Here is an 11,464-nt window from a genome sequence, read left to right as displayed (position 1 = left end):
GTCTCCATGCGTTGTCCGTCGGGGCGGAAAAGAATCCGCATGACGACTTCTAAAACGATTTAGATAATTTGCAAGCATCGACTGAAACGATTTAGAAAGGGCTGAAGCACAGGATCGAGCGCCAATGAAACCCAAGCCAACCTTGAAAACGATCGCCGCCCTCAGCGGGTATGCCGTTCCGACGGTGAGCCGAGCCCTGAGCGATGCGCCCGACATCGCGGAGTCCACGCGCCGCAAAGTGCAGCAGATCGCGCGGGAAGTGGGCTATATGCCCAACCGGGGCGGGCTGCGGCTGAAGACGGGCAAGACCTTCACCATCGCGCTGGTTCTGGGCATCGGCGATCGCGTTTCCGAACACGCCGGCCGCCTGATCGCTTCGGTTGCCAACCAGCTGCGGCCCACCGCCTACAGCCTCATCGTGACGACCTATTCCGAGAAAGAGGGCGATCCGCTGGAAGCGGTGAAGCGCGTGGTGGAGAACGGCCTGGCCGATGCCATCATCATCGAGCAGATCGAAACGCGCGATGCGCGCGTGCGCTACATGCTGGATGCCGGCTTTCCCTTCGCCATCTACGGCCGCTGCGCCTGGCCGGAGCCCGTGGCCAGCTACGATTTCGACAACGCGGCCTTCGGCGCGATCGCGGCGCGGGCGCTTCTTGAGAAGGGGCGGCGCCGGATCCTCTGCGTCGCGCCGCCACGCAGCCAGACCTACACCGCCGCGCTGCTGGGCGGCCTCGGCGAAACGCTCGCCCCGGCGGGCGGAACGCTGGACATTCTCGAAGGCGTGCATGGCCAGACCGATACGGAGGCCGGCCGTGCCCGGCTCGCGCAGCGCCTCGCGGAGGGCGATCCGCCCGAGGGCATCGTCTGCTGCTCCACCTCCGATACGCTGGCGGTTCTGCGGCAACTGCGCCGCCGCGGGCTGGTTCCGGGGCGGGACGTGGATCTCTTCACCAAGGAAAGCTACCCCATGGTGCGGGATTTCGAGCCCGCGGTGATGAGCCTGACCGAAGACGTCGAGGCCGCGGGTCGCTTTCTCGCGGATGCCGCCGTCACGGTGATCGAACGCCCGGAAGCGCCGCGCCCGAGCTTCGTGGATCGCCCCTGAAACGAGGCGCGCCGGAGCGCGCGCCGGAGTCAGGCCACCTTCGGGGCGGGGCGTGCGGCTGTCCGGAGCCCGGTGAAGCCCGAGGCTTCGGCGCACGCCACCAGCGCCTCCAGCATCGGAGCGTGCGCCGGGTGGCCGACCCCGAGATTGCGTTGCTGCCAGTAGTCCGCTTCCACGTCGTAGAGCTGCGTGCTTCCGTCCTGATACCGGATGAGCCGGTAATTCCCCTTCCGGATCGAGAACTCATCGCCGTGGCACGTGGGGATCGCGCGGTCGGCCGCCGGTCCGGCACCCTCGATCCGGGGTCGAAGCGACATGCCCATGCCGTTCTCGATGCCCCCGAGGCCGGTGTAGTCCAGGATCGTCGGGCCGACATCGAGAAGCGCCACCGGATCGGAGATCGTCGTGCCTTTGGTGACGCCGGGCTGATGCACCACAAGCGGCACGTTGGCGACCTGTTCCCAGAGCGTTTTCTTGGTGAAACGATCCCGGTTTCCGAGGTGGAAGCCGTGATCGGACAGGATTACGACGAGGGTGTTGTCCGCGTGACGCGAGGATTTGAGTGCGTCCCAAACGCGCCCGAGGTGGTGATCGACATGGGAGAGGGCGGAAAAGTAGTTGCGCACGGACTGGCGCCACCAGCGCTGATCTCCCTGTTCCAACTGTTCCGTTTTCTGCAGATGCGCGTCGGCGTAGGGATCGGGGTCGAATCCGTCCTTCCAGCTCTCGGGCTGGCGGAAATTTTCGACGTCATACATCTCCTTGAAACGCGCGGGCGTGTAGTGCGGCCCATGCGGCCCGTAGAAGCCGATCTCGCGATAGAAGGGCCTTTCATCGTCGTAGGATTCGAAGAAGGAAATCGCGGAATTGGCCGAGTGCGCGTCGTAGAAGGTGTTGTCGTCCTGCGGGTCCGTCGTGCCCCAGCCACCGCGATGCCCGCCGAATTTCCTGCGTGCAACGTCGCCGACGAACTGCATGTCGTTGGGGAAGCTCTTGCGGCCGTCGGAGTAGAGAATCCGGTGAACGGGCCGTGCCAGCGGCGCGTATTTGTGGTGGATTTTTCCGCCGGAGGAGCAGAAGAAACCGGCCTGCTTGAGCCTGTGGGACCAGGTCTCTTCGGGCGAAACCTTCGTGAAATTGCTGTCGCGGTTGATGAAGACGCCGGTCTGATGCGGTGTCTTTCCCGTCATGAAGCTGGTGCGCGACGGCCCGCACAGGGGGGCCTGGCAGTAGGCGGAGTCGAATACGGTGGACTCGGCGCAGATGCGATCGAGGTTGGGGGTGATCAGTTCTTCCCGGAATGCGGTCTTGTATCGCCAATAGGCGACGGAGTCGTCCAGGCTGATCAGAACGACGTTCTTGCAGCTGTCTCGGTTGCTCATGGGGTCAATGTGCCTGTCAATGGAAATTCAGTAGGTTTTGTTATTATGCCGGCCTGCTCGTTGGCCGTGGCGGGCAGGCTACCACGATTTCGCCATCCACAAGCATTTTGTTCGGAAAACCGGTGATCGGGTTCCCGTGCGTTGCCGCAACGCACACATCGTCGATCCCGGTTTCTTGGCGAGTCCGGCTCGGTGGGCCATCGCGGCGTCGGGTGCAGGGCAGGGGCGCGCGGCTTGCGGCCCGCAGCATGACGCTGCCCGCGTGGGGGCGATTTCCGCAATCTGACCAAGGGGAAAAGAGGATGGAGGCGAGTACCGGAATCGAACCGGTGTACACGGATTTGCAATCCGCTGCGTCACCACTCCGCCAACTCGCCGAAGAGGTAGGGCGGTGAATATACGACCTCCCGAGGCTGTGCAAGCGCCGAAATGGAGGAAACTGCGCAGTTGCCCCCCTGCCTGCGATGTGTCAGAAAACAACCCAGTTACAAGACCGCACGCAAGAGTTTTGCCCATGCCGGATTTCGAGCAGAGACGCAGGCTGATGGTGGACACCCAGATCCGCCCCTCCGACGTGACGAAGTTTCCCATCATCGACGCCATGCTGACGGTGCCGCGGGAGCAGTTCGTGCCCGGCTCGCTGCGCGAGGCGGCCTACGCGGAGCAGGCGCTGCCGATCGGCCCCGGCCGGGTGATGCTGGAGCCGCGCACGCTGGCCAAGATGCTGGATGCCCTCGATATCCAGCCGACCGAACTGGTGCTCGATATCGGCTGTGGCCTGGGGTATTCCGCCGCGCTCATCGCACGGCTGGCTGAAGCCGTCGTGGCCGTCGAGCCGCTCGAGGGCCTTGCCGAGGAAGGGCAGGGGCTCTTGTCGGATGCCGGGATCGACAACGCCGTGATCCTCGAACGCGAGCTGGCCCATGGGGCGCCCAAGCACGGCCCCTATGACGTCATCACCCTGCAAGGCGCCGTGGAGGCCCTGCCGGCAGGCTTGATCGATCAATTGAAGGAAGGCGGCCGCATCGGCTGCATCTTCGCGGAAGGGGCCGTGGGAGCGCTGAAGGTCGGCACGAAGATCGGCGGACGGCTCTCCTGGCACTTCGTCGCCAACGTCGGGGCGCCCGTCCTGCCGGGGTTCGAGCGGGAAGAGCACTTCGCACTGTAAACGCCCGCGGAAACAGGCCCGGGCGCCGGAAAAGGAAAACGAGATGTCGAGCAGCACCTGGAAATCGAAACTGGCGGCGCTGGCGGCAGCCGGCCTGCTGGCCGCTCCGGCGGCCTACGCGCAATCCTTGAGCGACACGCTGATCGGGGCCTACAACCACTCCGGCCTGCTGGAACAGAACCGCGCCGTTCTGCGGGCCGCCGACGAAGACGTGGCCCAGGCCGTCGCGCTTCTGCGCCCCACGCTGGAATACACCGCCGGATACAGCTACGGCGCCACCGGCTTCACCAGCAGCAGCAACGTCGAGACGGCCACCGGCAACGTCGGGATCACGGCCGGGCTTCTGCTCTACGATTTCGGGCGCACCCGGCTCTCGATCGATGCCGCCAAGGAAACGGTGCTCGCCACGCGGGATGCGCTCAAGGGCATCGAGCAGGACGTTCTCCTGCGCGCCCTCGCGGCCCACATGAACGTGCGCCGGAGCCAGGAGTTCGTTTCGCTGGCGGAAAACTCCGTGCGCCTGATCGCCGAGGAGCTGCGCGCCGCGCAGGATCGGTTCGAGGTGGGCGAAGTGACCCGCACCGACGTTTCCCTCGCCGAGGCCCGTCTGGCCTCCGCCCGCTCCACTCTGGCGGCCGCGCAGGGCAACCTCGCGCAATCCCGTGAAGAATACCGCGCCGCCGTCGGCGTCTACCCCACGAACCCGGGCGCTCCGGGGCCGCTGCCGCCCACGGCGGACTCGCTGGAAGCCGCGCGGGACATCTCGATCCGCACCCATCCCGACATGTCGCAGGCCAAGCGCAACGTGACGATCGCCGAGATCAATCTCGCGCGGGCGGATTCGCTCAAGCTGCCCACGCTGCGCGGCTTCGCCGACGTGACACACAAGTTCGGCGATCTCTCCTCCGGCCGCAGCCGGGACGACGCGAGCGTCGGCCTGTCGCTGAGCGGGCCGATCTACCAGGGCGGTGCGCTCGCCTCGCAGATCCGCCAGGCCATCGCGCAGCGCGATGCCGCGCGCGGCGCGTTGCATGTCGTGCGTCACAACCTCGGGCAGGAGGTAGGCAACGCCTGGTCGGCGATTCTCGTGGCGCAGGCCAGCGTCCGCGCCGGCACCCAGCAGGTCCGGGCCGCGCAGGAGGCCTTCGACGGCACCCGCGAGGAAGCCCAGCTCGGCGCCCGCACCACGCTGGACGTTCTGGACGCCGAACAGGATCTGCTCGACGCGCAGGCCGATCTCGTCTCCGCGCAGATCGATGTCTACATCGCCACCTATCAGCTTCTGTCGGCCATGGGGCTGATGTCCGTCGAGCATCTCGGGCTCAACGTGCCGACCTATGACCCCGCCGCCTACTACAATTCCGTGCGCAACGCGCCGGCCGGGGTGAGCGCGCAGGGGCGCGAACTGGATCGCGTGCTGCGGGCCATCGGCAAGCAGTAAGCGTCGCATTTTCGACAATCTGTTGTGTGAACAAGGCCTTGCCGCTACTATGGGCGGCGAGGCAAAACACAAAGAGCGGGTCACAGATGGAATCCAAGGCGGAATATGAAGACGTTCTAAGTTCCATTCGGCGTCTCGTCTCCGAGGAAGTCCGCTCGCGTGCGCCTCTGGCCGAGGTCAAGGCAGAGGCCGTGAGGGGCGAATCTCCGGCCACGCGCGTGCTGCGCCCCGCCGAGAAACTCGTCCTGACACCCGCGCAGCGGATCCGGCCCGAAGCTGCCGATCCCAAGCCCGCCGCCGGCAGCGCCGATGGCCCCCTGCTGCTGCACCCGAACACCGCCGTCTCCGAGCCTGAGCCCGAGCAACTGGCGGAACGCGCGGAGGAAGATCCCTTCGCCTCCTTCGAAGAGGTTTTCGGCAAGGATGAATGGCAGCGCGCTCCGCTGGCGGATTCCCGGCTTGCGAGCCTGGAACGCACGATCGCCGAACTGGAATCCGTGGTCAGCGACCAGGGCCATGTGTTCGAGCCGGACGGCTCCGAAGAACTTGGCTCCAGCCCCGAGATCGAGCCCCTGACGGCGGTGCCCCGGCGCCCTGCAGCGGCCGCCGATGAGTGCGAGGAACCCCAGGCCGAGGCGGGCGAGGAATTCGATGGGTCCCTTCCGAGCTTCCTGCGTCATCCCCAGGGGGGCGAAGCCGCGCCGGAGGAAGACACGCAGGCTGACGAGGCGCAGCATGGCGAGGCCGTGCAGTCCGAAGCCGAGGCGCCCGAAACGCAGGAGTGGGCGCGCCCATCGGAAACCGATCCCCGACCTGAGCCCCGTTTCGAACCCGAGGCCGAGGTTCAACCCGAGTTCCGGCCCGAGCCCCGAGTCGAACCCCGCCCCGAACCCCAGCCCGAACCGGTGGTCGCCCCCTTCGCCGAAGAGGAAGACGCCGTTCTCCTTGATGAGGAGGCCCTGCGCCAGATGGTGCGGGATCTGGTGCGCGAGGAGTTGCAGGGGGTTCTCGGCGAGCGCATCACCCGTAACGTGCGCAAACTGGTGCGCACGGAGATCCACCGCATCATCGCGAGCCAGGATTTCGACTGACCGCAGCGCGGCCCTCGCCGCGTAGCCCGACATGGAAGCCTGAAATGAGCCGCCCCGCAGGGCTGGCGGGGCAGCTGGGGGATCAGCGGCGTTTGACCTCCTGCGCCATGGCGAGAAGCTTATCGAGATCTAGGCAGGCTTCCAGGTGGTCGGCCAGCGCGTCCAGCGTCGCGTCCACCGTCGCCTCGTATGCGACGCCGCCCGCGCGCGCGCCGAGCCGTTCAAGGTAGGCGGCGCGGAATGCATCCGCCGCGAAAAGGCCGTGCAGGTAGCAGCCCTGAACCCGGCCATCGGCGCTGCTTGCGCCGTGCAAGGCCCCGTTCACCCGCAGCCAGCCGCGCGCGCAATCGGGGCCATCGGTTTCGCCGATGTGGATCTCGTAGCCCTTGACGGGCGCGCCGCTCGCGATCTCGGTGGCCTCGGTCAGCGCCAGCCGCTTGGCGGGCTTCATCACCGTTTCGATGTCGAGCAGGCCGAGGCCCGCCACCGAGCCCGGCGCGCCTTCGATCCCCTCGGGATCGTGGATGTGCCGGCCCAGCATCTGGTAGCCCCCGCAGATGCCCAGCACCCGCCCGCCACGGCGCAGGTGCGCCGCAAGGTCGATGTCCCAACCCTGGGTGCGGAAATGGGCGAGGTCCGAGATCGTGGATTTGCTACCCGGGATCAGCACCAGATCGGCATCGCCGGGCAGGGGAGCGCCCTGCGGCACGATCACCACCTCGACGCCGGGTTCGGCCGAGAGCGGATCCAGGTCGTCGAAATTCGCGATCCGGGCGAGGTGGGGCACGGCGATCTTCACCCCCTCACCGGGGGCGGAGGCGATGTCCATCACGTCTTCGGCGGGGAGCTTCCATGCGTCGGCAAACCAGGGCACCACCCCGAGCGGGGCCCAGCCGGTGCGTGCGGCGATGGCCCTCATGCCCTCGTCGAAGAGGCTGGGATCGCCGCGGAACTTGTTGATGGCAAAGCCCCGGATCCGCGCGCGGTCCGCTTCGGAGAGAACGGCATCGGTGCCCACCAGCTGCGCGATCACGCCGCCCCGGTCGATGTCGCCGATCAGCACAACCGGCACGTCGGCCGCCTCGGCGAACCCCATGTTGGCGATGTCGCCTTCCCGCAGGTTGATCTCGGCCGGGCTGCCCGCCCCCTCCACGATCACCAGATCGCAGGTGCCGGCGAGCCTATGGAAACTGTCCAGAACCTCGGGCAGCAGCTGCGCCTTCATCCGGCCGTAGGCGCGGGCCTTGACGGTCGCCCGGCGCTCGCCGCGCACCACCACCTGCGCGCCGGTTTCGGTCTCCGGCTTCAGCAGCACCGGGTTCATGTCCACCATCGGTGCCACGCCGCAGGCGCGCGCCTGCAAAGCCTGGGCGCGGCCGATCTCGCCCCCGTCCGCGGTGACGGCGGCATTGTTGGACATGTTCTGCGGCTTGAAGGGGCGCACGGCGAGCCCGCGCCGGCTGTAGGCGCGGCAGAGGCCGGCCACGAGGATCGACTTGCCGACGTTGCTGCCGGCCCCCTGAAGCATGATTGATTTGGTCACGCGCGCCGCTCCCTCTATGGTCCTTTCCCGGATACCCTGAAACGCGCGGAAGGCAAGCCCGTAAAGATGAACACGCCCGCCCACCTGCTGCTCGGCGCAGCCGTCTTCGCACGCCCCAAGGCCCGCGCCGTCACCGCGGCGGCCCTCCTCGGTGCGCTGATGCCGGATCTTTCGCTCTACCTGCTCGCAGGCGGCTCGATCTACGTGCTCGGGATCCCGCCGGAGACCGTGTTCGACGAGTATTACTTTTCCGATGGCTGGCAGACGATCTTCGCGATCGACAACAGCTTCGTGCTCTGGGGCGCGCTGTTCGCCTTCGCGCTCTGGTGGAGGCGCGCCCCCCTCATCGCCTTCGCCGGCTCGGGCCTGCTGCACCTGGTGACGGATTTCCTGCTGCACAACGACGATGCCCGCCGCCAGTTCTGGCCGCTGAGCGACTGGGTGTTCCACTCACCGGTCAGCTACTGGGATCCGGCCCATTACGGGCGCATCATGGGGCCGCTGGAGGCGCTGCTCTGCCTCGCCCTCGGGGTGATCCTGTGGCGCCGCTTCCACGGCCCGGTGGCGCGGCTCTCGGTGCTGCTGCTGCTCGGGCTGGAGATCCTGCCCTGGGCGGTGTTCATCCTGATCCTGGGTGGCGGGTGATCCCCTGCGCAGCCTTCAGGCGGGGCACCGGCAGGGCAGGGCAACAGGGAAGCCGGGGCAAGAAAAAAGTGCGTCTCCCGCGGGGGGAGACGCACTTTTGTCTGATCGACAGAAGCCGAGTGTCAGGCGGCTTCGGCCTGCTGTTGGCGGCGTTCGCTCTCCTCGCGCGACAGCGCGACGGAGGTGCGGACCCCCTTGGCAACGAATTCCATCAGCCCGGCAACAACCCGTTCGTTCGGATCGATCCCGGCACAGGACAGCACTTCGCGCCCATCCCGCGAACGTGCCCACCGGGCAATCTGCTCCGGTCCGTTGCCGTATTTCTTGTCGTCGGCGATCGCATCGTCCAGCGCAGCAAGGACAACGGCGGCAAACAGCTTGCGCGCGCGGTTTCCTTGTTCGTGGTTGAAAGCGGTGCCATCAACGAAATCAGCCATCTCGTCGTCCTTTATTCTTGCTCTTGCATTTCTGGCGTTCGGCGAATATCGCGATTTTCGCGAGATTCGGTATCCCAATTAAGTCAAGGGAGCCATGCGCCGAGTGCATAACTGGTAAAGCGGTGTACGGGGTCTCGGGTGACTTGTCAGCGCCTGACGGTCTGTATATAGGGTTGCGCCAACACCGATCAACCCTCATTGACATGGTTTTGCCTCATGCCAAAAATCAACGGAAACGAAATCCGCCCCGGCAACGTGCTGGAGCACAACGGCGGCCTCTGGGTTGCGGTCAAGGTCGATCACGTCAAGCCCGGCAAGGGCGGCGCCTTCGCGCAGGTGGAAATGAAGAACCTGCGCAACGGCTCGAAGCTGAACGAACGCTTCCGCAGCGCCGACAAGGTCGAGCGCGTCCGGCTTGAACAGAAGGATCAGCAGTTCCTCTACGAAAGCGACGGGATGCTGGTGTTCATGGACACCGAAACCTTCGAGCAGATCGAACTGCCAGCCGACATCCTGGGCGAGCGTCGCCCCTTCCTGCAGGACGGCATGACGATCGTGATCGAATACCATGAATCCGAGGCCCTCAACGCGACCCTGCCGCAGAAGGTGACCTGCACCGTCGCCGAGACCGAGCCGGTCGTCAAAGGCCAGACGGCGGCGAACTCCTTCAAGCCGGCCATTCTCGACAACGGTGTCAAGGTCATGGTCCCGCCCTTCGTGGGCCCCGGCGAAGCCATCGTGGTGAACACCGAAACCATGGAATATTCCGAGCGCGCCTGACCGGCGTGAGCCATCATCGGAAGTCATGACAAGGGGCGCTTCGGCGCCCCTTTCTTGATGCGGGATGCCGCTTCGCGCTCCGCGAAATCCACCCTGGAAGATACAGCCATTCCTCTCGCACGAAATACCTCGGGGGTGCGGGGGCGGCGCCCCCGCCTTCAGGTGCCGAGCATCCGCAACGTTGCGTCACCGGCCTGCATCTCGCCGCCGGCCCGGTCGAAGCGGAGGTAGGCGATCGCCTTGCCGCCGCTCTGGGTGTAGAGCGTTCCGGCCGGTTTGCCGGCCGCGGTGATCTCCGTGCCCACCGGCGCGGACCCCGTGATGGCCACGGTCGCGAGCCCCTTTCGAAGTTCCGTCTTGTGCTTCATCCGGGCGGTCACCTCCTGGCCGACGTAGCAGCCCTTCCGGAAATCCACGCCGGCAAGCCGTTCGAAGCCGCATTCCAGGATGTAGCTTTCGTTGGGGATCAGCTCGATCCCGCTTTCCGGGATGCAATGGGCCACGCGCAGGGCGTCCCAGTCGGTGCCGTCTCCGGGCAGGGCCTCTTCGGCGTAGAGCCGCCATCCGAGCGCCGGGTGGCGCGGATCGGGAAGCGCGCCCTCGGGGGCGGGGCCGGTCCCGCGGGAGAGGGTCAGCCCGCTTTCGCCGATCGTCACGTCGGCGCGCAGCTTGTACATGGTGAGCCTGCGGGCGAGATCCGCCGCAAGCCCCGAGGCCACGTCCAGCAGGATCCCGTCCCCCTGCCGGGTGAGGAAGAAATCCGCCAGATATTTGCCCTGCGGCGACAGCAGCGCGGCGTAGACGAGGCGGCCGTCCAGCGCCGAGATGTCGTTGGTGACGAGGTTTTGCAGGAAGGTGGTGCTGTCCGCGCCGGTCAGGCTCAGAATGGTTCGCTCGCCGCTCATCGAAGGCTCCTCTTGTTCGCGCCCGATCAATATAGGACAACGTGGCGCGGGCAACAGGGCCAACGTCCTGCGCCGATCCCAGAAGGAGTGACCCATGCGTGCGCCGATCTCAGTGATCTTTCCGACGCTCAACGCCGCGCAGAGCCTGCCGGAGGCGCTGGCCGGTGTGATGGAGGCCAATGCGGAAGGGCTCGTGCGCGAGGTGATCTTCAGCGACGGCGGCTCCACCGACGAGACCCGCGCCATCGCGCAGGCGGTGGGGGCCGAGTGGATCACCGGTGCGGCCGGGCGGGGCGGCCAGCTGCGGCGCGCCGCGGCGGCGGCCCGGGGCGACTGGCTGCTGGTGCTGCATGCCGACAGCCGCCTCCCGGCAGGCTGGAGCGCGAAAGTTGCGGCCTTCATCGAGCAGGAGAGCCGCGCCGGTTATTTCTGGCTGCGCTTCGCCGGGGGCGGGGTGCCGGGTGCGCTGGTGGCGCGCTGGGCGAACCTGCGCTCGCGCCTGCTGGGGCTGCCTTACGGCGACCAGGGGCTGCTCATCCCCCGCGCGCTCTACGAGGCCGTGGGGGGCTATCCCGATATTCCGCTGATGGAGGACGTGGCGATCGCGCGGGCCCTCAAGGGGCGGCTCGCTCCGATCGGGGCGACGATCACGACCTCGCCCGCCCGCTACCTGGCACAAGGCTGGCTGCGCCGCGGGGGGCGCAACCTTTCGCTTCTGGCGCGCTACCTCATGGGCGCGGATCCGGAAAAGCTGGCCAAGGCCTACGGCCGACTAGGTCGTGGACTCATAATGTCTGATCCTGAGCCTTGAGCAAGCGAGGTGAAGTGCGGCGAGGAAGTTTGCTGCGGTTTTGAAGTATCGCGTTGCGATGCCGCGGAAGTGTTTGAGACGATTGAAGAACCGTTCGACCTTGTTGCGTTCGCGGTAGAGGTCTCGGTCGACGGTCCTGACCACGCGGACGTT

At 66.6% G+C, this 11,464-nt stretch carries 12 protein-coding genes and 1 tRNA gene; 7 read left to right on the top strand and 6 right to left on the bottom strand.

Annotated elements, in window-relative coordinates; all coding sequences use genetic code 11:
* Positions 1–124: 124 nt before the first annotated feature.
* Positions 125–1,108, top strand: coding sequence for a substrate-binding domain-containing protein (locus tag PSA7680_RS15055; RefSeq protein WP_085869549.1), 984 nt, complete (start codon positions 125–127; stop codon positions 1,106–1,108).
* A 29-nt stretch (positions 1,109–1,137) separates the two neighbouring features.
* Here the strand turns inward: PSA7680_RS15055 and PSA7680_RS15050 are convergent, their stop codons facing one another.
* Together PSA7680_RS15050 and PSA7680_RS15045 are read right to left on the bottom strand one after the other, a co-directional pair.
* Entirely contained in the window at positions 1,138–2,490 is a 1,353-nt protein-coding gene (locus tag PSA7680_RS15050; protein ID WP_085869548.1) for a sulfatase-like hydrolase/transferase, read from the bottom strand.
* A gap of 303 nt (positions 2,491–2,793) precedes the next feature.
* Positions 2,794–2,867, bottom strand: a tRNA-Cys gene (locus tag PSA7680_RS15045).
* Positions 2,868–3,004: 137 nt separating this feature from the next.
* Between PSA7680_RS15045 and PSA7680_RS15040 the strand changes: the two genes are divergently transcribed.
* From PSA7680_RS15040 to PSA7680_RS15030, 3 genes are all read left to right on the top strand, one after another.
* Positions 3,005–3,658 (top strand): protein-L-isoaspartate O-methyltransferase family protein, encoded by a 654-nt coding sequence (locus PSA7680_RS15040; protein WP_085869547.1) that lies wholly within the window; start codon positions 3,005–3,007, stop codon positions 3,656–3,658.
* A 43-nt stretch (positions 3,659–3,701) separates the two neighbouring features.
* Positions 3,702–5,099 (top strand): TolC family outer membrane protein, encoded by a 1,398-nt coding sequence (locus tag PSA7680_RS15035; protein WP_176244155.1) that lies wholly within the window; start codon positions 3,702–3,704, stop codon positions 5,097–5,099.
* A gap of 86 nt (positions 5,100–5,185) precedes the next feature.
* Positions 5,186–6,190 carry a hypothetical protein gene (locus PSA7680_RS15030; protein ID WP_085869546.1) on the top strand — a complete coding sequence of 335 codons (1,005 nt, stop codon included), beginning with the start codon at positions 5,186–5,188 and terminating at the stop codon, positions 6,188–6,190.
* Positions 6,191–6,272: 82 nt separating this feature from the next.
* Here the strand turns inward: PSA7680_RS15030 and PSA7680_RS15025 are convergent, their stop codons facing one another.
* The gene (locus PSA7680_RS15025; protein ID WP_085869545.1) at positions 6,273–7,733 is read right to left on the bottom strand and encodes a cobyric acid synthase; all 1,461 of its coding nucleotides are present in this window, start codon (positions 7,731–7,733) and stop codon (positions 6,273–6,275) included.
* Between the two features lie 66 nt (positions 7,734–7,799).
* Between PSA7680_RS15025 and PSA7680_RS15020 the strand changes: the two genes are divergently transcribed.
* Complete coding sequence (locus PSA7680_RS15020; protein ID WP_085869544.1) at positions 7,800–8,378, top strand: cobalamin biosynthesis protein CobQ; 579 nt, start codon at positions 7,800–7,802, stop codon at positions 8,376–8,378.
* A 122-nt stretch (positions 8,379–8,500) separates the two neighbouring features.
* Here PSA7680_RS15020 and PSA7680_RS15015 read toward each other — a convergent pair whose 3' ends face one another.
* On the bottom strand, positions 8,501–8,815 hold the full coding sequence (locus PSA7680_RS15015; protein ID WP_085869543.1) for a DUF6280 family protein: 315 nt from the start codon (positions 8,813–8,815) through the stop codon (positions 8,501–8,503).
* 216 nt (positions 8,816–9,031) lie between these two features.
* Between PSA7680_RS15015 and efp the strand changes: the two genes are divergently transcribed.
* The gene (efp, locus tag PSA7680_RS15010; protein ID WP_085869542.1) at positions 9,032–9,595 is read left to right on the top strand and encodes an elongation factor P; all 564 of its coding nucleotides are present in this window, start codon (positions 9,032–9,034) and stop codon (positions 9,593–9,595) included.
* 158 nt (positions 9,596–9,753) lie between these two features.
* On the opposite strand, the gene ygfZ is transcribed toward efp, so the two are convergent.
* Positions 9,754–10,500, bottom strand: coding sequence for a CAF17-like 4Fe-4S cluster assembly/insertion protein YgfZ (ygfZ, locus tag PSA7680_RS15005; RefSeq protein ID WP_085869541.1), 747 nt, complete (start codon positions 10,498–10,500; stop codon positions 9,754–9,756).
* A 94-nt stretch (positions 10,501–10,594) separates the two neighbouring features.
* Between ygfZ and PSA7680_RS15000 the strand changes: the two genes are divergently transcribed.
* Positions 10,595–11,311 carry a TIGR04283 family arsenosugar biosynthesis glycosyltransferase gene (locus PSA7680_RS15000; RefSeq protein WP_085869540.1) on the top strand — a complete coding sequence of 239 codons (717 nt, stop codon included), beginning with the start codon at positions 10,595–10,597 and terminating at the stop codon, positions 11,309–11,311.
* Here the strand turns inward: PSA7680_RS15000 and PSA7680_RS14995 are convergent.
* A partial coding sequence (locus PSA7680_RS14995) for a transposase (RefSeq protein WP_139838684.1) occupies positions 11,273–11,464 on the bottom strand: 192 nt, incomplete at its 5' end. The two genes, PSA7680_RS15000 and PSA7680_RS14995, sit on opposite strands and share 39 nt — an antisense overlap.

The sequence above is a fragment of the Pseudoruegeria aquimaris genome, assembly GCF_900172235.1.
In the GTDB taxonomy this organism is placed as follows: Bacteria; Pseudomonadota; Alphaproteobacteria; order Rhodobacterales; family Rhodobacteraceae; genus Pseudoruegeria; species Pseudoruegeria aquimaris.
Note: the sequence above shows the minus strand (reverse complement) of the source record. Positions and strands in the feature narration are given on the sequence as shown.